This window comes from Lysinibacillus sp. NPDC093688 (assembly GCF_050280145.1).
GTDB lineage: Bacteria > Bacillota > Bacilli > Bacillales_A > Planococcaceae > Lysinibacillus > Lysinibacillus xylanilyticus_B.
This window is the reverse complement of sequence record NZ_JBNNUX010000021.1, coordinates 1-26,025: the sequence shown is the minus strand read 5'-3', so window position 1 is coordinate 26,025 and position 26,025 is coordinate 1. Positions and strand designations below refer to the sequence as shown.

Here is a 26,025-nt window from a genome sequence, read left to right as displayed (position 1 = left end):
TTTCTAATCCTCCTTCATTACAGCATCTATATAAATAGATGGATCACTTAATAGTTTTGCTGCATCGTCCATAAATGGTGTAATCCATTCAGAACCAACACCATACACTACGGTAATGAGCACTAGAAGAACGGTAGGCACAAATAGTGTACGATAGACTTTTTTATCGACAGTACCCTTTGTTTCTTTTTCCTCACCCCAAAAGGCATAAAGGAAAATACGAATAACTGACAATAACACGAGAAGTGACGAAGCTAAAATAAAAATACTACTCCATTTACTACCTGCTTCAAAACCTCCCTGAACAATTAGCAGCTTTCCAACGAAGCCACTAAGTGGGGGAATCCCTGCTAAACCAAATGCTGCAATTAAATAGCACCAACCGAGAGCAGGATATTTATTCATAAGACCGCCCATTTTCCGTAAATCAGATGTACCTGTAATGTAGATTACGATACCTATTAACATAAAGAGCGCTGCTTTTATAAGCATGTCATGAATTAAATAGAACATGGCACCTTTTAGGGCGATTTCATTCATTTGAGATACACCGAATAAAATAACACCTACAGCAATGACAATATTATAGATAATGATGAGCTTCACATCGTGATAGGCAAGAGCACCGATACAGCCCGCAATAATTGTTGCAACTGCAAATACCATTAATAGATCATGTGTATACGATACATCATGAACAAAGAACAATGTATATGTTCGAGTAATCGCGTAAATGCCCACCTTTGTTAATAGTGCACCAAATAGCGTTAACACTGGTATTGGAGCTGCCGCATAAGAAGTTGGAAGCCAGAAGTATAGCGGGAAAATAGCCGCTTTTAACCCAAATACCATTAAAAATAGTACAGCAATAACAGTAACAATACCTGGCTGATTAATGTCAGCAATTTTTACTGCAATATCGGCCATGTTTAATGTACCTACTACAGAGTAAAGGAAGGCAACTGTTATAACAAATAATGCAGATGAAATAACATTAATTAAAATATATTTAATGGAACCTTTAAGCTGTCCTTTTTCGCCCCCAAGAACGATGAGCAAATAAGAGGCCATTAACAATACCTCGAAGAACACGAAAAGGTTAAAAATATCGCCTGTCGTAAATGCCCCGTTAACCCCAGTTAAAATAAACATGATCCCAGGGTAATAGAAGAAGTGTTCACGTTCCTTTGTGATGGAACTAAAGCCATACCAAACAACAAAGATGGCAATCAGTAGCGTAGTTGTGACAAGTAGTGCGGACACCATATCTGAAACCATCGTAATACCATACGGCACAGGCCAATCCCCGAACGTCAACTTTTGAATACCGTCATTTTTTACCTTTAAAAGCAGTGAAATGGCTGATATAAGTGCGAGCCCTATACCAAGTAATGCGAATGAACGCTGATATTTTAAGTTTTTTTGCCCAAACATCAAAATCATGCCGAAGAAAAACGGAATGATTATGGGCAGTAGAAGGAAGTTATTCATCCTCATCACTTCCTCTCATTAAGCTTATATCATCTGTCTCGAGCTCTTGGTAAGAACGGTAAGCAAGTACAAGGAAGAAAGCGGTTACCCCAAAGCTAATAACAATCGCTGTTAAAATAAGCGCTTGTGGTAATGGGTCTGCAAAAGTTTTTGCCCCTTCCTTTAAAACAGGTGGTGCTTCTCCACCAAGCCCGCCCATCGTTAAAATGAGAAGATGTGCACCATGGCTTAAAAGACCTGTCCCGATAATAATACGCAATAAGCTCTTGGATAAGATTAAATAAACCGCTGCCATAAACAAAAAGCCTATGACAAACGCCATCATTATTTCCATTATTCATCCTCCCCAATCGTTTGAATAATGGTCATCGTAACGCCGACAACAACCAGATAGACACCGCTATCAAAAAGCATAGCCGTGTGTAAAGACTGTTTGCCTAGAAGCGGTAAATCGAAATAATCAAAGAAATGTGTGAAAAACGGTTTACCTACAAACATTGGGAAAGCGGCCGTTGCTAGGGCTAGTAGTAAGCCAATTGCAGTTAAATACGTATAATTTATTGGTAAAACCTTGCGAACCGTATTTAAATCAAAGGCGAGGACTAAGAGTACGATAGCACTCGATGTTAAAAGCCCTCCGACAAAGCCGCCTCCAGGTGTGTAATGACCAGCAAGAAAGATATGAATAGAGAAGAAGAAAATAATGAAGAAAACAATTTTTGTTGTAAATTGTATAATGACATCATTTGTTTTCATGCGATTTCTCCTTTCTATTCATGCGTAGCTTAATCATTGCTAAAATGGCCATTCCGGCAATAGCTAGCACAGTAATTTCAAATAATGTATCAAAGCCTCGGTAGTCTACTAAGATTACATTGACAATGTTTCCACCGCCGGCTTTTGAATAAACTGTTTCCTCATAATACTTCGAGATAGTTGGAACCAATTTTTGTGAATGAGCAGACAGTGCTAAAAGCGTAACCATAACACCGACAGCAATGGAAACAATTGCCCGATTTAATTGGAATCTCATCCGTTCTTCTCGTTTCCCAAGCTTAGGTAGATGGTAAAATGCCATTAAAAATAGCGCAACAGAAATCGTTTCAATGACAAGCTGTGTTAATGCTAAATCAGGAGCATTAAAAATAACGAAGAATAATGCTACTGTGTAGCCGACAGCACCAAGACCTATAATCGCTGTTAAACGTGACTTTGCCAAAATTGTCATGGCTGTTCCAATGACTAACACTACAACTAAAATAATTTCGTAAGGATTAATAGGTGCAGTGTCTTGGAAAGAGACCGTAAAGGCCTTCTTCACAAATAAAGAACCTATGACAATCGCTGCAATACTACTGAACATATATAGCAGGTAATGACGCATAGAGCCCGTCATATATAGACGTGATACACGATTTAATCCTACGTCCAGTCCAAGCATTATCTTGTCGTATGCATTATTCAATGTTAAAGCTCGAGGGAATTTTTGATAAATGCCCTGCCATTTCGGTAACGATACAAACAATAGAACCCCAACAAGTACTATGCCAAATGTCATGAGTAATTCAGGTGTAATTTCACCATGCCAAGCTGCCACATGAATATCAATATCCTTTGGTGAATCATATAAGAATGGCTGAATAGCTTGTACTGCTGGCTTTACAAAAGTATCCCCAACTAGGTTTGGAATAAAGAATATTGTTACGACTAATGCAGCTAAAATCATCGGCGAAATTAGCATGCCAATCGGTGCCTCGTGTGGTTTATGAGGTAATTTTTCTGGTTTATATTCACCAGTAAATGTTCTGAAAACAAAATAAAAGCTATAGACAAATGTGAAGATACTTGCAATCCAAGCGACAATCGGGAAAAGTGCTCCCCATGTATCAAAGCCGAAAAATTCGAAATTTTGTAGTGCAAGCATTGCTGTTAAAAACATTTCCTTACTTAAGAAGCCGTTAAATGGCGGTAGACCAGCCATTGATAAGCTTCCGATTGCCGCGACTGTAAAGCTAAGCGGCATAATACTCATTAAGCCACCGAGCTTACGAATATCACGTGTACCTGTTTCATGATCGACAATACCTGCAATCATGAATAAGCTCCCTTTAAACGTTGCATGGTTTATCAGGTGGAAGATTGCCGCAAAGGCAGCAAATTTAATAGTATCTGTTGCTCCATTGCCATGAAATGCTAAAGCACTAGCGCCGAGCAATGACATAATAAGGCCAAGCTGACTCACAGTAGAGAACGCAAGGATTCCTTTTAAATCTGTTTGCTTCACAGCAAAGAACGAACCCCAGAATAGCGTTAAGATACCTACGCCTGTAACGAGCCAAACCCAAAGTTCAGAAACAGCGAAAATTGGTGTAAAGCGTGCAACTAAATAAATACCTGCTTTTACCATTGTTGCAGAGTGAAGGTATGCACTAACTGGTGTTGGCGCTTCCATTGCATCTGGTAACCAAATGTAGAATGGGAATTGCGCAGATTTTGTAAATGCACCTAAAAGTATTAAAACGAGTGACCAAGTGAACATCGGATGCTCCATTAAAGTAGGTGCCATGACAATAAGTTCACGGATTGAATACGTTCCTCCCATTAAATACAGAAGGATAAATCCTCCCAACATCATTAAGCCGCCACCGACTGTAATCATCATTGACTTAAGTGCCCCAAAGCGAGAGGCATCACGGTTATACCAATAGCCGATCAGTAAAAATGATGAAATAGATGTTAGCTCCCAAAAGAAGTACAGCGTAATTAAATGATCTGACTGTACTACTCCTAGCATTGCGGTCATAAATAGTAATAAGTAAACATAAAAATTATGTAATTTTTCTTTATGTTTGTCTAAATAAAAAATAGAGTAAAGTACGACTAATGAGCCAATTCCAGTAATTAGTAATGAGAAAAGCAAGCTAAGTCCATCTAAATAAGATACTACGGAAATATCAAGCGATGGAATCCAAGGAAGCTCTTCAAGAAATACTTTACCATCTGCTACTTTTGCGATATAAGATGCGTAAATAATCGCGAGTGTAGCAGGTACTGCAAGAACAAACCAGCCTGTGTGAATATTTTTAATGCGTTTATATAAAAAAGGCACAAAAATTGCAGCAAGCATTGGAATGAAAATATAAAGTACTTGTAACAAAAAAATCCTCCTTTATGCAGGTAAGTATGTTAATTATAACTCACTTTTTGTCGAAATGCATATGCACGCATAGGATTTAGCTTGCGATAGTGGAAGAATTTTGGATATATTATAAATAGGAAGTTATCAATAAAAATAGAGGTAAAAATTTTTTATGAAAAACCCTTATATCTATGGTTATCTACCATTAATTACGATTTTATTGTTTAGTTTGACATTTGGGATGTATGCAGTAAGTAAATCATTGCAAGTTTTTCATGCAATCGGTGTGTATTCCGGCATGCGTGAGTTTTTATCTGATTTCGAACTCCGTGTTTTTTTACTAATTGTCTTTGCTGGGATCTTTTTTATGTTATTTTCAGCATTAAAATTAGTAGGGGAAACGATTCATGAGCTAGGAATGTTATTTTTCTCAAAGGATAATGATGGTGCGACAGTTCATCAAGCACGAGGCGGATACATCATTTTATTAGTTGGTGCAATCTGTTCAGCCTTTGCTATTCAATTTATTTACGTTTTAGTAGGTATTTTTGTCTTAACTGTTTTTGTTTACTTTATTTACCTTATCTATAAAATGAGTCATTTTATGTCGATGGGTGGAACGATTGGCTTATTAGTATTTGAGCTATTTATGTGGACAATACTATTATCGCTAATATTTTATGTTGTTTTAAAATTGTATAATGGCATCTTGGCAAGCTTACCGTTTGCACATTGAATGGGATCATCACTAAAACGTGTGGTTGATTTCCGTTCCGGCTGGGCGCTTTCCTGGGGGCGTCCGATGAGCCGCTTCACTCGCGATGCTCGCTCCAGGGTCTCATCTGTGACGCTGATCCCCGAGGAGTCGCCCAGCCTCCACTCCAATCAACTTATTTACATAGTAGAAGTTTTAACAAAAGTCATCCATAACTTTTGGTGATGAACCATTAAATACATAGAAACGTTAAAGCAAGGAAAGGAGCAGCTTTAGAGTGATGAATTTCACTCAGGGCTGCTCCTTTTCATTGAGGATATATGACTATTTACTGTAGTAAAACATTAAATAGTTGATGGTGAATCTTATAGTCTTCTAATCTCTCCATAGATTGTGGCTTATCATAGCCTAGCCATACTGCTGCGGTGTAGTCATCATTTAATCCTGCAAGCCAGTAGTCACGATAGTTGTTAGTTGTTCCTGTTTTTGCACCGACATAGTTACTTCTACTATAAACGCCTTGTCCTGTACCTTTAGTAACGACATCTGAAAGCATTGAACGCATATACTTAACGGTTTTCGGTGACCAAATTTGATCGCGTGCTGAATCCCACCTGTAAAGCTCTGTTCCATCAGCCGCTGTTACTTTACGGATGCTATGGGCCTGTACGTATGAGCCATCTATAAAGCTTGTATAGGCGTCTGCTAGCTCAAGTGCTGTAACACCATACGTTAATCCTCCTAAAGAGGCAGCATAATTATGGTCTTTTGCAACGATAGAGCGGAAGTGAAAGCGATCTAAGTAACTAAAAGCTGTGTCAATTCCGACAGTGTTCAAGAGACGAAGAGCCGATGTATTGTAGCTATTTTGAAATGCTACTCGAATGGGTACATCACCGTATTTAAAGCCGCCATAGTTTTGTGGACAAAATGAACCGACACAATAACTGCCACCACTCACGATAGAATCAGGAGTGTGTGCTGTCGTTTCAAAAAAGGGAGCGTATACCGCTAACGGCTTAAAGGCAGAGCCTGGCTGACGCGTTCCTTGAAAGGCCCGATGATAACCAAACTTTTCATAGTTTTTCCCCGCATAAAGACTAACTACTTCACGGGATTTATTATCAATAACTGCTCCGGCTGCTTGTAATTTGCCTGAGCCTAGAATGGAAGTCATCTTTTTCTCATCATTTGCTTGTTTGTCTGGATTAAGCGCGGTATAAATCGTTAATCCATTTTGAAATAATGTATTGAGTCGATTGTCTAGCTGGGCTTTGATTTTTTTCTTTTCTTCTTCACTTTGTGTATTTGCAAGACGATCTGAATAGCCTTCGTTTTCTGCAACTAACCATCTAAGCTCTTGGAGGACGTAAGTGCTGTACATAGGGTAGCTTTGCGCTTTATTCTTTACATTTAATGTAATCGTTTCAGCTTTATATGTAATGGCATCTTCTTTTGTTATAGCCCCGCTCGTTGCGAGCGTATCTAATAACCGCTCTTGTCTCGCTTTTGTTTTATCAAAATTCTTTAAAGGATTATACAATGATGGGTTATTTGGGATGGCCGCAATAAATGCAATTTGAGCTATAGATAATTCTTGGAGTGGTTTTTGAAAATAATAGGTAGCTGCTCCACCGATTCCATAAACTTGATTGCTAAAATAGGCTTCATTTAGATACATCGTTAAAATCGTGTCTTTATCAAATTCTTTCTCAAGCTCATAGGAGTAAAAAACCTCTGTTAATTTTCGCTCATATGTTTTTTCGTCGGATAAATAACGCATACGAACGAGCTGCTGTGTAATAGTGCTGGCACCTTGAGAAGCTGAATTTGTGTTTGAGTTAGCAACAACTGCACGGATGATAGCACTGAGGTCAAAGCCGATATGCTCATAAAAATGAGCGTCCTCACTTGCGATAAAAATTTCCTGGGCAATTTTTGGGATTTCTTGTAGTGCTAGAGGTTGCCTCCATTCGACATATTCCTCGCTAAATGTTTTACCATTTTGATCAATAAGTGTTACTGGAAGCTGTGGTTGAACTTCCGGTAAGTGAATAGCGCTAGCGATTTGCTCCTCATGCGCTTGTGCCGCATGGATTTCCGTTCTAATATTTGTACTAATCCACCAAAGGGCGGGTAAGGATAGTAAAATGATAATGAAACCAAAAGCCTTTTTCATGTGTGCCTCCACTCTAAATATGAGTCACTCAAAAGAATAACATAATTTGGATGGTTTCCAAATACTCGTTCAGACCTATTTGCACTTTATCAACAATCTTGGCTAGCAGGTTGAACAACTCTTGGCATGTTTAAATACGATAATAAATTTTCCTGTGAAGTTGACTAGTTACCAAAAGTTAGGATTTATTTGCTGAGACTGATTTTCTAATTTCGGTCTCTCATCGTAAGTTTGGGATGACATTTTGTTAAAACGTATGCCATGCGAATAAGTTGATTGGAGTGGAGGCTGGGCGACTCCTCGGGGATCAGCGTCACAGATGAGACCCTGCAGCGAGCAACGCGAGTGAAGCGGCTCATCGGACGCCCCCAGGAAAGCGCCCAGCCGGAACGGAAATCAACCCCACGCTTTGCTTATTAACCAAAAAATTAAAAGTGCAAAAAATCGTCAATACTTTGGTGAAGAAAACCATTAAGAAGTATGTTAGACTAAAATGAGGTCAGAAATGATATTACTATCATTTTCATTGAAACTGAAATTTTACATTTAAAGGAGAGACTTCCATGTTTCCACAATTAACAACAGAAGTACTTGAAGGCGAAGTACTTGTAGAAATGAAAACAACATTAGGTGCCATCAAAATTAAATTATTCCCAGAGCATGCACCAAAAACGGTTGAAAACTTCTTAGGTCATGCAAAATCTGGTTACTATGACGGCATCATTTTCCACCGTGTAATCCAAGACTTTATGATTCAAGGCGGTGACCCAACAGGTACAGGTATGGGCGGCGAATCAATTTGGGGTAACTCTTTCGAGGATGAGTTCTCTGATAACGTATTTAATCTTCGCGGTGCCCTTTCAATGGCAAATGCGGGTCCAAACACAAACGGTTCACAATTCTTTATCGTACAAATGAAGCACCTTCCAAGTGATATGCTTCGTCAATTACAAGGTGCTGGCTTCCCAGAAGAAATTATTGAAGCATATGCTCAAAATGGCGGTACTCCTTGGTTAGACCATAAACATACAGTATTTGGTCATGTTGTTGAAGGAATGGACATCATAGACAAAATTGCAGATGTAGAAAAAGATTCCCGTGATAAACCAGTAGAAGATGTAAAAATCGAGTCAATTACAGTTTTTGAATAATAATTGTAAGGACGTGTAAAACATGAAACATTTAATGTATCAATTTTTATATTTCCCAGAAGATAAATCAGGCTATGTTCCTGCAGCTTTTGAATTTTTATTAATGCTTATTTTATGTATTATTGTATTTACTATTTTCCGTAAAATTTCTAAGAAACAAGAAATGAAATCAAAGGAAATCGAAGCACGTATTCTTTCAGAGAAAAATAATACAAACAATCAGCAAAATATGTAACTGCATCAGCGGGTGTCCAAATACCCACTGAATGCAGTTAGAGCCTCCGGACGCAATTATGCCGAGGAATAATTGATTGTACCCAGATGCCACGCTGTCTTTATTGACTGCGGGGCATCATACTTTCTCATTAAGGTTTGTCTTCGCACCATTCTTCAGGTGAGATAGATTTCTAAACAATAAAAGGATATCTCAGAAAAATTGAGATATCCTTCACTATTTATTTCCTATTACTGAAGTACTTGCTTAAAACGCTGAACACCGTCTTTTACTGTGTCAAATGAGCAAGCAACGTTCATACGCAGGAAGCCGCGACCCTCTTCGCCGTATTTTGTCCCTGGTTCTAATGCTAGCTTGCCGTTTTCTAGCAAGCGCTGCATCAATTCATTTTCATCAAGTCCTAATTCTCGATAATCAACCCAAAGTAAATAAGTGCTCTGAGGTTTTGTAATATGGATCCCAGGTAATTGTTCTAATTCAGCAATTACATAGTCCATATTCGTTGAAATATAAGTAAGCATTTCGTTTAACCACGGAGAACCTTTTGTATAAGCAGCCTGAAGTGCAACAGCAGCGAAGGTATTTAGTGAGCCTTGCCCGCTAGCCATATGAACTGCTTCTAGTAACATTCGTTTTTTCTTATCTGTCACAATCATATAGGCAACTTGAATCCCAGCTAGATTAAATGTTTTTGTCGGTGCCATACATGTAATAATGCGATCTATTTCATCGCCAGCGATTTTTGCTAATGGTGTATGTTTTGAGCCATCTAACATTAAATCAGAATGAATTTCATCGGAAATAATCACTACATCATATTTTGCACATAGTCGTACAATTTCCTTTAATGTAGCTTCATCCCATACATAGCCACCGGGATTATGTGGATTACACAATATGTAGGCTTTCACATTTTGAGCAAGTGCTTCCTCAAAGGCTGCAAAGTCATAGACATATGTCCCATCTTTTTCTACTAAAGGACAATTAACAACCTCTCGGCCATTGCTTTTTGGGATGTTATAGAATGGTGGGTAAACAGGTGAGGAAATCAGTACTTTATCTCCAGTATTGGTAAGTGCCATAATACTATCGGCTAAAGCAGCGACAACACCATTACAGAAAACAACGGATTCTTTATCAATGTGCCAATCATGTTGAGTATTCTGCCAGTCTACGATCGCCTGTACGGCTTCATCGCTAACAAAGCTATAGCCGAAAACAGTCTTTTCAGCATGCTCTTGTAGCGCCTTTGATACAGCTACTGGTGCAGCAAAATCCATATCAGCTACCCACATTGGGAGTATGTCTGAAGCATCTTGTAATCCATATACGTTTTCCATTGCATCCCATTTTACAGAGTTTGTACAACGACGGTTAATAGTTTGATCGAAAATAGACAAGCAAATCACTCTTTTCTTTTTTATTTACTATGGTATCATACGAGTATGATAAAAGGATAATAGGTGAGTATTTTGGAAAATATAAAAATGAATCAAGCAGCCGTACATCTGCTAGAGGAATGGGATCCATTCCACTTAGGTCCAGATCATTATGATACTGAAACCGCAGATGTTGTAGCAGCATTGCAAGGTATCGATGATCCATCTGTTCTTGCAAAGGTTATTCAAGAAACATATGAGCATTCGTTTGAAGAATGGATTCCATATGAAGATTGTGTAGCCATTTCATACAAACTTATTGCGATAAAATTTGAAGCAAAATGCATTATTTAACTTCTTCAGCGGGTGAAATGCCTGAGTGACCAATATTGTATTGATCTAACTTCTGGCGGATGTCATAGAATCGGAAAAGAGTTCTGGGTGCCAGTACAATCCGTATTCGGACACAATTATGTTTTTGCTTTTCTATAGAAAACGAGGTTGTCTTCAATTTTGAGACAACCTCGTTTTTTAGCTATAAAATTAACGGTCTTTTATTTAAACAACGGTAAAATCCCCTGGATGAAAATAATTACTATCGCTATTGGAGAAACATAACGAATTAAAATATACCAAATATTGAACATCAGACTAGATGAGGCAAGCTCCTTACGTGAGATGTCCTTTGTATAGTAATAGCCTGCAAAGATAGAAATCAGTAAGGCTCCAATTGGCATACCAATATTATTCGTCAAAAAGTCTACAAAGTCGAAAATAGAGCGGTCTAAAATTTTTACATCAGATAGGATGCCGAATGACAGAGCACTTGGAATACCAACGATAAAAATAATAATACCACCAATCCAAGCAATTTTTTTACGCTTTTCAGGCTTATCTCCAATTGCGATAGCCACGACAATTTCTAACATGGAAATGGAAGAAGTAACTGTTGCAAATAGTAAAAGTACGAAGAAAATCGTTAAGAATAGACCACCAAGAGGTAATTGCTCAAAAACAGCAGGTAAAATAATGAATACGAGGCCAGGACCTTGATCGGGTGTATAGCCAAGAGCGAACACTGCTGGGAAAATTACTAGACCTGCAAGTAAAGAGATAATGATATTCATCGATGCAACATTGATCGCTGAATTTCCAATCTTTTCTGTTCTTGATAAATAGGAAGCATATGTGATCATTACCGCGATCCCGACACTTAATGAGAAGAATGCTTGTCCAAGTGCCATTAAAAATGTTTCCGCATTTAAGTAGGACCAATCAGGGACGAACATAAATTTGACGCCTTCCATGGCACCGTCCAATGTTAAAGAGCGTATAACTAATATGATGAAGAAGATGAATAATAGAGGCATCATCCACGTACTAGCTTTTTCAATCCCGCCTTTAATTCCTGCTGATACAATCACTACCGTTAACAACATAAATAACCCTTGTACAAGCACTGCTTCCAATGGGCTTGAAATGATGTTATCAAATAAATCTGCATAATTAGCATTTGAACTAGAAGTATTGAGGTGGAATGTTATGGCGCGGCCTAAGTAACTTAAAATCCAACCACCGACAACACTATAGAATGAAAGTATTAGACCGGCAATAATCATGCCACCCCATCCTATTAAGTACCACGGTTTTCCTGGTGCTTGTTCCTTGAACGACGTGACGGCATCCTTTTGCCCACGGCGACCAATCATAAATTCTGCAATTAACACCGGCAAACCGATGAAAAATGTACATAGGATAAATAGTAAAATAAAGACACTTCCACCGTTAGTACCCGCCATGTAAGGAAACTTCCAAATAGCTCCTAATCCTATAGAACTTCCAGCGGCAGCTAAAATAAACCCGATTTTAGATGTAAATTGATCTCTCGAAGACACAAAAATTAATCCTCCTTATACTAAAGCTTTATTTTACCGCAATATGCTCATAACACAAGCTAATTTCAGCGAATGATTTTAGATGTTTTTAAATTAATCTTGGTTTGTACAGGGGGATAATTTTAGTAGCTGAATAGATGGTTTTGGCGGTATTACCAGCGAAGTACAAGGAAATCAACCACACTGTATGGTAAAAATCCAAAATATATTTAAATATGTAACAATTAGGGGAAATGGTTCGTTACATATGCAAAGGGGGGGATGACTGTGACAGAAACCGAGTTAATAGAACGGGCTCAGCAAGGAGACAAAGGTGCCTATATAGAGCTGATTCGAATACATCAACGAACAGTTGAAAAGTTTGCTTTTCAATGCGGCGTGCATAGTAATGATTTAGCAGATGTTTCACAGGAGGTATTTGTGAAGCTTTATCGTTTTTTACATCAATTTAAGCAGGATCGTTTTACGACGTGGCTCTATAAAATCACATTGAATGCATCTCGTGATTATTATCGCAAAGAACAACGAGAGCAAGCAAAGGAAGAAAGGCTAAGTGCACAGCAACAAATGCCCTCATCTTCAGCGGAAAAGCATGTCCTTAATTTTGAAGAGGATAGGCTATTGCATAATACCATTCAAGCACTTGATGAAAAATATCGTTATCCTATCATATTATTTTACTTCCATGAATTAAAGTATGAGGAGATAGCGGAAGTACTAAATATTTCGTTATCATCTGTTAAAGTTCGTCTATTACGTGCAAAGGAAAAGCTCAAAGCGGTGTTAATGGAAGAGGGGAGTGTTGAAAATGGATGATAAACAGTTTGAAAAACGAATGGAGCTTCTAAAAAAATCCTATGATCGCCTAGAACCACAGTTAGATCCAGAAACCGTTTTCGCACAAATGGAGGCAGAAGATGCAACACAACAAGCGCAAGAAACGGTAACAACACAAAAGCCCCCTTCAAGATGGCAAAAGCCAGCTGTCTGGATTGCAAGCATTGCAAGTTTATTTTTAGTGGGTGTGCTAGTTTCATCGTATGTGTTTAATCAATCAGAAAGCGCAAATAGTGAAGATGATGTTTCTCAGGAAGAACCACAGAAAGCTGGAAATAAAAAATGGGTCGAGAAAATTACTAAAAAATATAACAGTAAAAGAGATCAAATAAGAAGAGAGTTAAGAGTTTCTGGTGATGAACTAAATGCATTTGAATTTATTAAAGATGCTGATGCTAAGTTAGACTTTTATACAAGAAATAATTTACATTTACTCGCTAGCGATGACCAGTATTTAAAAAATACAGAAGAAAATGTTCTTAATGAATTAATGACACCTAGGAGAGCGTTAGAAGCTATTAATGAACGGGAAAAATTAACTTTTGATGAATCATTTGAGATATATCGCTTATATGAAAAAACGGTCTTGGAACTAGAAAATTTTTACAGTAATCTTCTTGTGCAATATGAACCTCTCTTAAAGAAGAAAGTGGATATCAATCAATATCCATCAGATTTAAAAGTAATTATTGAAGCTGCGAACAATCAATTTATGGAACTGAAAGTAGATGATCAAGGTTCGTTTTATTTTAAAGCTAATCCGATTAATGGTGAATTTGCACAGGATTCTATCCAGCAATTACATCCTGATATTTTTGGTTACTTTGAATATTTACAAAAGGGGCATTTATTATTAGCAGATGATTTAAGGTATACGCGGGAAGAAACGGCTAAATCTTTGAAAATAATGGAGCGCTCGTTACTAGCGGATGTAAACTCAGGTTCGTCTACTTATGAGGTTCTAAGACAAAGCTTTAAAAATACATGGTTGGTATTGTTGAACGGAACGGAAGCCTATCCTGCTTTAACAAAGGATGGGAAACCTCATCAAGATTATATGAATTTCTTACAAAAAGTAGCTGATGGAAAGTACGGGGAAGTAATGAAAAAAACTGCTTCAACAATTTTGAATGAGCTACAACAGGACAATCACTCAGATACTTTAGCTCAGTTAACTGTCTACGATATTTGGACAATGATATTGCAAAATCAAGAAACAGAAGGATTTATTAATAATAGTGATGTTACTATTGTAAGTATTGATGAATCAGAAATGAAGAGTATATATGAGCAGTATAAAAAAAGTGATACAGAAACATTTATCAATCAACTACGCCCATTGAATATGGTTTCTCTTTTTTTATATGCAATAACTATAGGAGATGAATCTTTACAAAAAGCTATATTAATGCCAGAAGCGAACAGTAATACAAGTGTGTTAGACAAAGTTAAAAGTTTAGATGTTTTTAGTCAATTAGGGGAATATGATGGTATTTATCCAATGGTTGCTGCTCGTGTTTCAGGAGAGTATCAGGATATGTACGGTAGACAATTTCTTATTAAATTATCGAAAAATAAAGAAGGTAATTATCGCATAACAGGGATCATTGATTGATGGGATGATTTTTTGCTCCACTAATTTACGTATGTTATAATTTATGGTGATATATACGTAGCAAACAAAAAGAAAGTGGGCAAAGTTTATGGGGAAAAAATATGAATTAGGGGACGTGTTGAACGGAAAAGTTACAGGTATACAGCCGTACGGTGCATTTGTTGCGCTTGATGAAGATACACAAGGCCTTGTACATATTTCCGAAATTACGTACGGCTTTGTAAAGGACGTAAGTGAATTTTTGTCAGTTGGGCAAGAGGTAGAAGTGAAGATACTTGAAATCGATGAAGATGCCGAAAAAATTAGTTTATCGATTCGTGCTTTGCAGGAGCGCCCGGCTACATTGCGTAAAAAAGATGCACCGCCACGTAAATCATTGCAGGACCGTGTAGATGAATCGGATGCGAATGGTTTTAATTCCTTAAAAGATAAATTACAGGACTGGATCGAGCAGTCAGGACATTAATTTTGCTGAATATTAGGTAGGAGTCTTGTACATAGCGCTGCGCTTTCGGTACAGATAAATTACTGCCTGTTCATGCGAGATAAAAAAACGAGGATGCTTTCAAATATGAAAGCATCCTCGTTTTTTTTATTTAGTTATAGCTGAAGTTATTGATTTTTTATTTTTCGAATTCGATACTGTAAGTTTTGACGACTCATGCCAAGTGCAGTAGCAGCCTTTGTTATATTGCCTTCATATAAATTTAAGACGTTTTGCACATAATAGGATTCGGCTTCACGTAAATAAGCATCGAGCGGCATAATATCATTCTGTTGCTGGAACATAAAGAATTCCGGCTCGTGATTAGATACGTCTTGCTGCTGTACCTTGAAGCGGAAATGCATTGGTAATAAATCTGAGGTAACTGTTGATTCAGTGGTCATAAACGACACGGTTTCATCTAGTAATAGCTCAAGCTCCTTTAAATTTCCTGGCCAATCATATTGCAAAAATAAATCCTGTACATCTGGTGATACTTCCGCGACATTTGAAGCAAATCGTTCTTGATGGCGCTTAAAGTAATCATCTACGAATGGAAGAATATCTTCTTTTCGGTCTGTTAAATTAGGCATGGAAATGGCCATTGTGGCAAAGAAATAATACAGTGATTTTGATAGTTTCTTTTCTGCAATCAATGTAATGGGATCGCTTCCTACACTGCCAATAAGCATGTATTTTGATTGTGGAAGAGACTGTAATACCTCTAATAGTTGCTCTTGAATGTCTAGACTTAAAAAATCAATGCGTTCAAAGAAAAATGTGTATGCCTTGTCATCCTGTAAGAGCTCCTGTAATTTATCTAAAACAGATTGAGCAGAGCGACGACTCACTAGGGTTATAAATGCTTCAGCGTCAGTCGAAGCTGCATGATGTATACCCTCTGCTACTAAATCCTTTCCTGTACCCGATTCACCAATTAATAATACTGGTAATTTCACAGCTGCTGCTTTTTTAGCATTTGCGATAACTTGTTTCATTGATTCGGAAACAGCTGTTATCATATCGAATGTTAAAGGTTCACCATATCGACGAAGAGGCTGATAAACTAGCTTTTCGAGTGATGTAATATCCCGAGCAAACTCGATAGCTCCAATTAGTTTATTTTCGACATATAGTGGAAAAGTATCATTAATAGTTGTAATTTCATGACCATTTTTATTCCAATATGTTTGTTTTACATTGATTTCCTTTTTGCCTGTTTGTAATACACGCATTAAAGTACTTTCATGCTGGCGGAAAGAAAACATTTCAATAACAGAACGATCGGCTAATTCATCAAAATGAAATCCTTCAATTTCTTTCATCTTCGTATTATAAATAATTGTTTTGCCAGAAAGGTCTACAGCATGAATACCAACAGTTACATTTGTTGTAATAAACTCATAAAAAGGGAGTAAGGGTTCGGAATTTTTCATAAAATGTGCACCTCGAAAATTTTTTACTTGAAATATGCAACAAAATTTTGCATTATTATAAGTGTAAGAATATTCTAAACGCAAAGATATTTTGCGTCAATGTTTTTTGCACACTTAAAACACATCTCACGAGGGAGGATATAGTATGATTTCATACAAACACGAACCATTCACAGATTTTACTCAAGAGGCAAATTACAAAGCATATTTAGAAGCATTAAATAAAGTTGAAAGTTATTTAGGTCAAGACTACCCACTTATTATCGGTGGTGAACGTATTACGACAGAAGATAAAATCGTTTCATATAATCCTGCAAAGAAAACAGAAGTAATTGGTCGCGTATCAAAAGCAAACAAAGAACTAGCTGAAAAAGCGATGCAAGCTGCAGACGAAACATTTAAAACTTGGAAAAAAGTAGATCCAGCTATTCGTGCAGACGTACTATTCAAAGCAGCGGCAATTATCCGTCGTCGTAAACACGAATTCTCTGCGCTTTTAACAAAAGAAGCGGGTAAACCATGGGCTGAAGCTGATGCAGATACTGCAGAAGCAATTGATTTCTTAGAATACTATGGTCGTCAAATGCTACGTGTTAAAGAAGGTCAACCTGTAGAGAGCCGTCCTGGTGAATACAACCGTTATGACTATATTCCATTGGGTGTTGGTATCGTTATCTCTCCTTGGAACTTCCCATTCGCAATTATGGCGGGTACAACAGTAGCAGCTCTAGTTACAGGGAACACAGTTTTATTAAAACCAGCTTCTACAACACCAGTTGTAGCATATAAATTTATCGAAGTATTAGAGCAAGCAGGTCTTCCAGCGGGTGCTGTGAACTATGTACCAGGTTCTGGTGCAGAAGTAGGTGACTACTTAGTTGATCATCCGAAAACACGCTTCATCAGCTTCACTGGATCTCGTGATGTAGGTTTACGTATTAACCAACGTGCATCTGTATTAAATGATGGTCAAATTTGGATTAAACGTGTTATCGCTGAAATGGGCGGTAAAGATACAATCGTTGTTGATAAAGAAGCAGATTTAGAGCTTGCAGCACAATCTATCGTAAAATCAGCATTCGGCTTCTCTGGTCAAAAATGTTCAGCATGTTCTCGTGCTATTATCGTTGAAGATGTATATGACACAGTTGTTAATCGTGTAATTGAGCTTACTAACACGTTAACAGTTGGTGATCCAACAGACTTCAAAAACTTCATGGCAACAGTTATTGACCAAGCAGCATTCAATAAAGTGACAGAGTACATTGAAATTGGTAAAGGAGAAGGTCGCCTTGTTGCAGGTGGTACAGCTGATGATTCAGTTGGTTACTTCATCCAACCAACAGTATTTGCAGACGTAGATGCTTCTGCACGTATCATGAAAGAAGAAATTTTTGGTCCAGTTGTAGCTATCACAAAGGCTAAAGATTTCGATCAAGCAATCGATATTGCAAACGACACTGAATACGGTTTAACTGGTGCGGTTATTACAAATAATCGTATGAACATAGAAAAAGCTCGTGAAGATTTCCATGTAGGTAACTTATACTTCAACCGTGGCTGTACAGGTGCAATCGTAGGTTACCAACCATTCGGTGGCTTCAATATGTCAGGTACAGACTCAAAAGCAGGTGGCCCTGACTATCTACAACTTCACATGCAAGCAAAAACAACTTCAGAAATGCTATAACCTCTTTAGCAGACAGAAGTTATAGCCCTCGGGTTATGTCACGGATTCGGTTTTGTGCAAGCACTAAACCGAATCCGACCGGGGCTAGTAAGAGAATCTGCGAAACTACTCCTGGTAAAGTAGGCTGAGCAAGAACCGCAGACGCTAACGTTGTAGTGGCGTACTTAGGAGTAGCAAGGTAGATTTTTGGTTTTTATATTCAGAAAATGCTGAAATTATCCTATTGAAATACTTATAGAAAATCAGAGTCGTCCAGAGATTTTTCATCATGAAAGTAAGGGGAGAAAACTATATGACAAAAACAAATCAAGTTATTGAACAAACTCAAAATTTTGGTGCTGCAAACTATCACCCGCTACCAATCGTTATCTCAGAGGCTGAGGGTGCTTGGGTAAAAGATCCGGAAGGTACTAAATACTTAGATATGCTATCAGCTTACTCTGCTGTGAATCAGGGTCATCGTCATCCAAAAATTATCGCTGCGTTAAAAGAACAGGCTGATAAAGTAACACTAACTTCTCGTGCGTTTTATAGTGAAAACCTTGGTGAATGGTATGAGCTTGTTGGTAAATTAACAAATAAACAGATGGTATTACCGATGAATACAGGTGCAGAAGCGGTAGAAACTGCATTTAAAGCAGCTCGTCGTTGGGCATATGATATAAAAGGTGTAGAAGATGGCAAGGCTGAAATCATTGCATGCAATGGTAACTTCCATGGTCGTACAATGCTTGCTGTATCTTTATCATCTGACGAAGAATATCGTCGTGGCTTCGGTCCAATGTTACCGAATGTTAAATTAGTCGATTACGGTAACCTAGAAGCATTAAAAGCTGCTATTACTCCTAACACAGCGGCGTTTTTAATTGAACCAATCCAAGGTGAAGCTGGAATCGTTATTCCACCAGAAGGCTTCTTAAAAGCAGCTCGCGAGCTTTGCCGTGAAAACAATGTTTTATTCATTGCAGATGAAATTCAAGCTGGTTTAGCACGTACAGGTAAAATGTTCGCATGTGATTGGGAAGAAGTAGAGCCTGATATGTACATTTTAGGGAAAGCTTTAGGCGGCGGTGTATTCCCAATTTCTTGTGTAGCTGCAAATCGTGAAATCTTAGGAGTTTTCAATCCAGGATCACACGGTTCAACTTTCGGTGGTAATCCTTTAGCATGTGCTGTATCTATTGCTTCAATTAAAGTATTACTAGATGAAAAATTAGCAGAGCGTTCACACCAACTTGGTGAATACTTTAAAGGGAAATTAAGAGAAATTAATAACCCAGTTATTAAAGATGTTCGTGGTCGTGGTTTATTTATCGGAATGGAATTAACAGAGGCAGCACGTCCGTATTGTGAAAAGCTTAAAGAATTAGGTCTATTATGTAAAGAAACACATGATACAGTTATTCGATTTGCGCCACCACTTGTTATTTCTCAAGAAGATTTAGATTGGTCAATCGAGCAAATTGAAAAAGTTTTTAAAGTTTAACAAATTGTTCACATTTCAATTCGGAAGTATGTTACAATGATGCCGATATACTATCATTATAAAAACAAAGAGGCGATTTAATAATGTCTGAAAACTTAAATCTGTTCACATCAACTCAAGAAGTCATTCAAGAGGCTCTAAATAGACTTGGCTATGACGAAGCAATGTATGAATTGTTAAAAGAACCGCTTCGCATGCTACAAGTGCGTATTCCAGTGAAAATGGATGATGGTACAACAAAAGTATTTACTGGTTACCGTGCACAACATAATGATGCTGTAGGACCAACTAAAGGTGGGGTACGTTTCCATCCGGCAGTATCTGAGGAAGAAGTTAAAGCGCTTTCAATGTGGATGACATTGAAATGTGGTATCGTGGATCTACCTTATGGCGGTGGTAAAGGCGGTGTCATCTGTGACCCTCGTCAAATGTCTATGGATGAAATCGAAAAATTAAGCCGTGGATATGTACGTGCAGTTAGTCAAATCGTAGGACCAACAAAAGATATTCCTGCGCCAGACGTATTTACGAATGCACAAATTATGGCTTGGATGATGGATGAATACAGCCGTATGGACGAATTCAACTCACCAGGTTTCATCACAGGTAAGCCATTAGTACTTGGCGGTTCTCAAGGTCGTGACCGTGCAACTGCACAAGGTGTAACAATCGTTATTCAAGAAGCAGCGAAAAAACGTGGCATTGATATTAAAGGTGCACGCGTTGTTATTCAAGGCTTCGGTAACGCAGGTAGTTTCCTTGCGAAATTCATGCATGATTTAGGTGCAAAAGTAATCGGTATTTCAGATGCTTATGGTGCACTTCATGATCCAGAAGGTTTAGATGTTGACTACTTATTAGATCGTCGTGATAGCTTCGGTACTGTAACAACATTATTTGAAAACACAATTTCAAACAAAGAATTATTAGAGCTTGATTGTGATATTCTAGTGCCAGCTGCTATCGAAAACCAAATTACTGCTGACAATGCACACAATGTTAAAGCAAACATCGTGGTAGAAGCAGCGAACGGTCCAACAACTGCTGAAGCAACTAGAATTTTAACTGATCGTGGCATTTTACTTGTACCAGACGTATTAGCATCAGCTGGTGGTGTAACAGTTTCTTACTTCGAGTGGGTACAAAATAACCAAGGTTATTACTGGACAGAAGAAGAAGTTGAAGAACGTCTATACAAAAAAATGGTCGATGCATTTGAGAACGTTTATACAACAGCGACAACACGTAACATTAACATGCGTTTAGCAGCTTATATGGTAGGTGTTCGCCGCACTGCAGAAGCTTCACGCTTCCGTGGATGGGTTTAATCAATATATATATGAAAAACGAGTCATTCTTAGTCGGATGGCTCGTTTTTTTTGTATGCGTCCCATTTTAATCGCATGTTTAAGACGTTCTTCTTTGATCGTATTTGGAGAACATACATAATTATGGAACCCCTGACGATAAGCTTAAGAAGCCCTTTATTTTTTATATGAAGTCATACTATTTAGCGGCTACTTAACAGACGATAAGTTAGTCTGAGAGGCTAATAGATGGGACAGACAGTTAGACCTTTCGGAGTGACAAATTGAAGCCAATATTTCGGTTTTAAATCTTTGCGTTCATTAACAGAAATATGAGAAAATCCAACTTGAAAGGGGCGAATTGAATGGATTCATTTACATTTTATAATCCAGTGAAGTTGCATTTTGGTGAAGATGCACTGGAAAAGCTATCAAAAGAGTTAGCGCAACAAGGTAAAAAGGTGTTGGTTGTCTATGGTGGAGGTAGTATAAAGAAAAATGGTGTATATAATGCTGTCATCGAGAAGTTACAAGAAGCGGATAAAACAATATTTGAACTAAGCGGTGTGGAGCCAAATCCGCGTGTGGAAACAGCGAGACTTGGTATTGGTCTTTGTAAAAAAGAAGGAATTGATCTAGTTCTAGCTGTTGGAGGTGGTTCCGTTATTGACTGTTCTAAGTTAATAGCCGCTGGTGCAAAATATGATGGCGATGCTTGGGACATTGTAAAGCGTAAAGTATTTGTGCAGGACGCTTTACCGCTTGGAACGGTATTGACGCTAGCTGCAACAGGTTCTGAAATGAACTCAGGCTCTGTCATTACAAATGCGGAGACAGAAGAAAAACTAAGCTGGGGTAGCCCTGCTGTTTTCCCGAAATTTTCGATTTTAAATCCAGCGTATACAGTGTCAGTACCAAAAAATCATACCGTTTATGGTATCGTTGATATAATGTCGCATGTAATTGAACAATATTTCCATAACACGACGAATACACCGATTACAGATGAAATGTGTGAAGGGGTATTACGAACAGTTATTACAACAGCTCCTAAATTAATAGAAGATTTAGAGAATATCCAGTTACGTGAAACGGTTTTATTAGCCGGAACAATTGGGTTAAATGGATTCTTATCAATTGGTTCTCGAGGTGATTGGGCGTCACATAATATTGAGCACGCTGTATCTGCCGTATACGATATTCCTCACGCAGGTGGTTTAGCGATATTACAACCACATTGGATGCGTCTAAGTGTATCTGTGAATCCAGAGCGTTTTGCAGGCATTGCAACACGCGTTTTTGGTGTCGACGCTACAGGAAAGTCTCCGGAAGAAGTAGCATATGAAGGAATTGATCGTTTATCGGCATTCTGGACTTCAATAGGAGCTCCAAGTCATCTTGCGGAATATGAAATTGATAATTCGAAATTCCATCAAATCGTAGAACATGCAATGCAAAATGGTCCCTTTGGAAACTTCAACAAATTGCAGGAAGAAGATGTGCGAGCTATTTTGCAAAACTCACTTTAATGGAAAACGGATATGAGGCTACGCAGTCTTATATTATTAATTGGAATTTAATGTGCAGGCTTCTTCGTATAAATCTTGATGTCACATTGCGTTGATTAGAGACATCATTCATCTAGTACTTGTATAAAAAATAGCCAACTACCCGCAATAGGGCAATTGGCTATTTATCTTATTTAAAAAAATTATTTTGGCTTATGATGTTATTGTTTGGGTGTTGAATTATCCGGTCTTTCACCAATATGCACCCAATTTTGTTTCCCATCATCCTCATCATATAAAATGGCCACTTTTGATACGCCCTTCTGACTTAAAATGACCGCTGTTAAATGGTCGCGGACATCATCTAGAAAAGCAAGTGATAAGCTAGGGTCAGCTTCAGCGACTAATTCCACATGTAAAAATTCACCTTCTTTAACGACCTCTAAACGAACAATATCTTTGATGTTTGGGTCATCCATAACAAGATGAGCAATATGATTTAGCATTTCTTCGTCTGTTTCACCAATAACGCCTCGTGCATTATCAAGGAAAACTTTTGCTACTACATAGAACATCATAAAGCCAATAATCATTGATACAAGTCCTTCGATTCTTGTCCAGCCTGTAAAATGTGCCATTAAAATAGCGACGAAGGCTAAGATATTACCTCCTGTAGCCACTAAGTCTTCCATAAATACTAATTTTGTTGCTGGTTTTGCGCGATTTAAAAAGGGAAAAGCTTTAGGGATAGATGTTAATAATCCCGTTTTTTCTTGTCCAGCCTCATGTAGTATTTCAACGGCAGCTTTCGCAAGAACTGACCCTTCTAAAACAATACCGATCAATAATACGCCAAGTGCAATGAGCATTCCCTTAGATTCTCCAGCAGGGTGCATAAAATGATGCAAGCCTTCTTTTACAGTTTCGTAAGAAAGAATGGCAACAATAATAACAGCAAAAAGACAAACTAAATTTACAATTCGGCCAAAGCCTCCAGGAAATTGTTTTGTCGGTGCTTTTTTCGAAAGTGCTGAGCCGATATAAACAAATAATTGGTTTGCTGCATCCCCTAGAGAGTGCATCATTTCTGCAAACATGGCAACATTACCTGTAAAGAAGAAGGCGACGCCTTTAATAATTCCTAAAAAGGCATTGACAACCGCCGCCAACAAAGATGGTTTATTCCCGTTTTTTAATAGTTTTAATAGTTCTCCCACGAAAGAATCCTCCGACTAGTTTAAAATTTCCATTTCAATTTTTTTTATATAGGGTAGTGCTCGTAATGAACGATAAAATGACAGTAAGTTATCAGATACTATTAATGATAAGCGTAAATCTAATTCGTGAAAAACGTTATCATTATTTGGAACATCTTGAATGCGTATGTTTTCGATAATAATGTTGTTTTCCTTCAAAAAATGTAAAAAGGATTCACTATTTTCATCATTGTTAATCTGAACCTTCAATGATATCTCTCGCATACGAATTCTTTTTGGTCCTATTTTCATTAGAAACGGCGATAAAACCTCAATGCCAAAGACAATGATAATCACAGCTAATGTAGCATCCAGATAGAAGCCTGCACCAACTGCAATTCCTATCCCGGCAGCTCCCCAAATCATTGCTGCAGTTGTTAAACCTGAGATACTATCATTACCACGTCTTAAAATAACGCCTGCTCCAAGAAATCCAATTCCACTAACGATTTGGGCAGCCAAGCGTAGAGGGTCCATAGTAATATTGATATCTGACCTTGGGGGTGTGGAGTAGGCGGTTTCAATTGAAATAACAGTTAATAAACAGCTAAATGTAGCAATAACTAAGCTCGTTTTTAATCCTACAGGCTTCTTTTTTAATTCTCTTTCAATGCCGATTACTAAACTTAATGTGGCTGCAATTACTAATTTTATGCCAACTTCATATGTAATCAAATTTTCAAAGGTTTCCATACGCAACCCTCCATAGATATTTCGTATTGCTAAGAGATATGCAAGGTGTCATTATTATATGTACATTACTTTTTTGTATTGTACATCACGATAGGAATGAAGTATAAGTATTTTTTTATTTCTTTCAGTAAACGATCTTGGTAGCGAAAGCGATGCATCAGCTACAAGTGTTTTTAGTAGCCAAATTAGCTACAGAAGTTTCCGCCGTTATAGGTGTCTAGGTAGATGCTGGTGTAAGTTGAAGCCTCAGGTAGATATCACGGATAGCAGATAGCACAAAGCTGAATCCAGACGTATTTATACCCAGGAAAAAATGATTGGAGGTTGGATTTAATGGAGAAACCAAGAATTCATCCATACATACCTATATTTATTGGTGTTATTTCTGTATCCTTATCTGCGATATTTGTAAAATTAGCAAATGCAGAAGCGGGGGTTATTGCGTTTTACCGTATGTTGTTTTCGGTGTTAATAATGGCTCCTCTGTTTTTCTGGAAGTACACTCATGAAGTAAAACAATTAAGAATGCGTGATTGGCTATTTTCTTCGGTTGCAGGCATATTTTTAGCCTTCCATTTTATTTTGTGGTTTGAATCACTTAATTACACTTCTGTAGCAAGTTCTACAGTTTTGGTTACACTACAGCCGTTGTTTGCATTTGTAGGTACATATTTTTTCTTTAAAGAGAAGATTACTCTAAAAACCATATTTGCAGGAACAATAGCTATTATTGGTAGTATTTTAATTAGTTGGGGAGATTTTAAACTTAGCGGTACTGCATTTTATGGAGACATGCTTGCTCTTATTGCGTGCGCACTCGTTACAGCTTACTTTTTATTTGGACAAGATGTACGTAAGAGATTATCTCTTGTGACATATACGATGATTGTTTATGCTGTTAGCACAATTACGTTATTCATCTATGTTCTTATTAAGGGTGAATCGTTCGGCCCTTATCCAACTATGGACTGGATATGGTTTATTTTATTAGCAATCGTACCTAATTTATTGGGTCATACTCTATTTAATTGGTCTATCAAATACGTTAGTACAAATGTAATCTCTATTGCGATATTATTTGAACCAATTGGGGCGGCCATCTTAGCTCTTCTCATTTTTAAAGAGTTTTTAATAGCCACACAAATTATTGGTGGATTAATTGTTATAGTAGGAATTCTATTGTTTGTGGTGGATGAGAAAAAGATTTTTAAACTTTTTTCAAAAAAAGCTTGATTTTTAAATTGCTATATTATATATTATTACTTGTCCTTAACAAGAAGGATGACTTGAAAAAAAGATTTGAAAAAAAGATTTTGAAAAAAGTTGTTGACTTCTTGTTGGAGATGAGTTATGATGATAAAGTTGTTAAAAACAACAACGACATGAACCTTGAAAACTGAACAAGCAAAACGTAATCAATAAAGTTTTTAGTAACTAACCTTGAGTTGGTGAACGAAACAAAATTTTGGACATCAAACATGATGCCAGCAAAACAATTTGAGCTAATCAAATTTCTTTTTATGGAGAGT

General features: G+C 37.6%; 22 protein-coding genes. 12 read left to right on the top strand and 10 right to left on the bottom strand.

What is annotated here, in order from left to right; genetic code table 11:
• Positions 1–3: 3 nt before the first annotated feature.
• From ACQKN2_RS16240 to ACQKN2_RS16225, 4 genes are read right to left on the bottom strand one after another with little or no spacing between them, the layout of a single operon-like run.
• Complete coding sequence (locus ACQKN2_RS16240) at positions 4–1,491, bottom strand: Na+/H+ antiporter subunit D (protein ID WP_427415865.1); 1,488 nt, start codon at positions 1,489–1,491, stop codon at positions 4–6.
• Positions 1,484–1,825 carry a Na(+)/H(+) antiporter subunit C gene (locus ACQKN2_RS16235; protein WP_142510534.1) on the bottom strand — a complete coding sequence of 114 codons (342 nt, stop codon included), beginning with the start codon at positions 1,823–1,825 and terminating at the stop codon, positions 1,484–1,486. Before ACQKN2_RS16235 ends, ACQKN2_RS16240 begins: the two co-directional genes overlap by 8 nt.
• The gene (locus ACQKN2_RS16230) at positions 1,825–2,247 is read right to left on the bottom strand and encodes a Na(+)/H(+) antiporter subunit B (RefSeq protein ID WP_049669152.1); all 423 of its coding nucleotides are present in this window, start codon (positions 2,245–2,247) and stop codon (positions 1,825–1,827) included. The genes ACQKN2_RS16235 and ACQKN2_RS16230 overlap by 1 nt, the downstream gene beginning before the upstream one ends.
• Positions 2,234–4,648 carry a Na+/H+ antiporter subunit A gene (locus tag ACQKN2_RS16225; RefSeq protein WP_427415864.1) on the bottom strand — a complete coding sequence of 805 codons (2,415 nt, stop codon included), beginning with the start codon at positions 4,646–4,648 and terminating at the stop codon, positions 2,234–2,236. The genes ACQKN2_RS16230 and ACQKN2_RS16225 overlap by 14 nt, the downstream gene beginning before the upstream one ends.
• A gap of 154 nt (positions 4,649–4,802) precedes the next feature.
• Between ACQKN2_RS16225 and ACQKN2_RS16220 the strand changes: the two genes are divergently transcribed.
• Positions 4,803–5,366, top strand: a complete 564-nt coding sequence (locus ACQKN2_RS16220; protein WP_427415863.1) for a DUF5366 family protein — start codon at positions 4,803–4,805, stop codon at positions 5,364–5,366.
• Between the two features lie 307 nt (positions 5,367–5,673).
• Here ACQKN2_RS16220 and ACQKN2_RS16215 read toward each other — a convergent pair whose 3' ends face one another.
• Positions 5,674–7,524 carry a transglycosylase domain-containing protein gene (locus tag ACQKN2_RS16215; protein ID WP_427415862.1) on the bottom strand — a complete coding sequence of 617 codons (1,851 nt, stop codon included), beginning with the start codon at positions 7,522–7,524 and terminating at the stop codon, positions 5,674–5,676.
• A 563-nt stretch (positions 7,525–8,087) separates the two neighbouring features.
• On the opposite strand from ACQKN2_RS16215, the gene ACQKN2_RS16210 reads away from it, so the two are divergent.
• Positions 8,088–8,675 (top strand): peptidylprolyl isomerase, encoded by a 588-nt coding sequence (locus ACQKN2_RS16210; protein WP_427415861.1) that lies wholly within the window; start codon positions 8,088–8,090, stop codon positions 8,673–8,675.
• Positions 8,676–8,697: 22 nt separating this feature from the next.
• A complete protein-coding gene (locus tag ACQKN2_RS16205) occupies positions 8,698–8,910 on the top strand; it encodes a hypothetical protein (protein ID WP_427415860.1) in 213 nt (70 codons plus the stop codon).
• A gap of 230 nt (positions 8,911–9,140) precedes the next feature.
• On the opposite strand, the gene ACQKN2_RS16200 is transcribed toward ACQKN2_RS16205, so the two are convergent.
• On the bottom strand, positions 9,141–10,310 hold the full coding sequence (locus tag ACQKN2_RS16200) for a MalY/PatB family protein (RefSeq protein ID WP_427415859.1): 1,170 nt from the start codon (positions 10,308–10,310) through the stop codon (positions 9,141–9,143).
• A 72-nt stretch (positions 10,311–10,382) separates the two neighbouring features.
• On the opposite strand from ACQKN2_RS16200, the gene ACQKN2_RS16195 reads away from it, so the two are divergent.
• A complete protein-coding gene (locus ACQKN2_RS16195; protein WP_079561543.1) occupies positions 10,383–10,643 on the top strand; it encodes a DUF1871 family protein in 261 nt (86 codons plus the stop codon).
• 200 nt (positions 10,644–10,843) lie between these two features.
• On the opposite strand, the gene ACQKN2_RS16190 is transcribed toward ACQKN2_RS16195, so the two are convergent.
• A complete protein-coding gene (locus tag ACQKN2_RS16190) occupies positions 10,844–12,184 on the bottom strand; it encodes a sodium-dependent transporter (protein ID WP_427415858.1) in 1,341 nt (446 codons plus the stop codon).
• A gap of 267 nt (positions 12,185–12,451) precedes the next feature.
• Here ACQKN2_RS16190 and ACQKN2_RS16185 point away from each other — a divergent pair, with 267 nt between their 5' ends.
• From ACQKN2_RS16185 to yugI, 3 genes are all read left to right on the top strand, one after another.
• Positions 12,452–13,000: an RNA polymerase sigma factor gene (locus ACQKN2_RS16185; RefSeq protein WP_427415857.1), complete on the top strand. Its 549-nt coding sequence runs from the start codon at positions 12,452–12,454 to the stop codon at positions 12,998–13,000.
• Positions 12,993–14,636 carry a hypothetical protein gene (locus tag ACQKN2_RS16180; protein WP_427415856.1) on the top strand — a complete coding sequence of 548 codons (1,644 nt, stop codon included), beginning with the start codon at positions 12,993–12,995 and terminating at the stop codon, positions 14,634–14,636. The genes ACQKN2_RS16185 and ACQKN2_RS16180 overlap by 8 nt, the downstream gene beginning before the upstream one ends.
• Before the next feature lie 88 nt (positions 14,637–14,724).
• Entirely contained in the window at positions 14,725–15,102 is a 378-nt protein-coding gene (gene yugI, locus ACQKN2_RS16175; RefSeq protein WP_323648067.1) for a S1 domain-containing post-transcriptional regulator GSP13, read from the top strand.
• 146 nt (positions 15,103–15,248) lie between these two features.
• Here the strand turns inward: yugI and ACQKN2_RS16170 are convergent, their stop codons facing one another.
• Complete coding sequence (locus tag ACQKN2_RS16170) at positions 15,249–16,556, bottom strand: sigma 54-interacting transcriptional regulator (protein WP_427415855.1); 1,308 nt, start codon at positions 16,554–16,556, stop codon at positions 15,249–15,251.
• Between the two features lie 145 nt (positions 16,557–16,701).
• Between ACQKN2_RS16170 and pruA the strand changes: the two genes are divergently transcribed.
• From pruA to ACQKN2_RS16150, 4 genes are all read left to right on the top strand, one after another.
• The gene (gene pruA / locus ACQKN2_RS16165; RefSeq protein ID WP_427415854.1) at positions 16,702–18,246 is read left to right on the top strand and encodes an L-glutamate gamma-semialdehyde dehydrogenase; all 1,545 of its coding nucleotides are present in this window, start codon (positions 16,702–16,704) and stop codon (positions 18,244–18,246) included.
• A gap of 292 nt (positions 18,247–18,538) precedes the next feature.
• Complete coding sequence (locus ACQKN2_RS16160; RefSeq protein ID WP_323648063.1) at positions 18,539–19,732, top strand: ornithine--oxo-acid transaminase; 1,194 nt, start codon at positions 18,539–18,541, stop codon at positions 19,730–19,732.
• Positions 19,733–19,815: 83 nt separating this feature from the next.
• Positions 19,816–21,060: a Glu/Leu/Phe/Val dehydrogenase gene (locus ACQKN2_RS16155; protein WP_323648062.1), complete on the top strand. Its 1,245-nt coding sequence runs from the start codon at positions 19,816–19,818 to the stop codon at positions 21,058–21,060.
• A 344-nt stretch (positions 21,061–21,404) separates the two neighbouring features.
• A complete protein-coding gene (locus tag ACQKN2_RS16150) occupies positions 21,405–22,568 on the top strand; it encodes an iron-containing alcohol dehydrogenase (RefSeq protein WP_427415853.1) in 1,164 nt (387 codons plus the stop codon).
• Between the two features lie 200 nt (positions 22,569–22,768).
• On the opposite strand, the gene ACQKN2_RS16145 is transcribed toward ACQKN2_RS16150, so the two are convergent.
• A complete protein-coding gene (locus ACQKN2_RS16145; RefSeq protein ID WP_427415852.1) occupies positions 22,769–23,764 on the bottom strand; it encodes a cation diffusion facilitator family transporter in 996 nt (331 codons plus the stop codon).
• 15 nt (positions 23,765–23,779) lie between these two features.
• Positions 23,780–24,496: an MgtC/SapB family protein gene (locus tag ACQKN2_RS16140; protein WP_427415851.1), complete on the bottom strand. Its 717-nt coding sequence runs from the start codon at positions 24,494–24,496 to the stop codon at positions 23,780–23,782.
• Positions 24,497–24,829: 333 nt separating this feature from the next.
• On the opposite strand from ACQKN2_RS16140, the gene ACQKN2_RS16135 reads away from it, so the two are divergent.
• Entirely contained in the window at positions 24,830–25,729 is a 900-nt protein-coding gene (locus ACQKN2_RS16135) for a DMT family transporter (protein WP_427415850.1), read from the top strand.
• Positions 25,730–26,025: the final 296 nt, after the last annotated feature.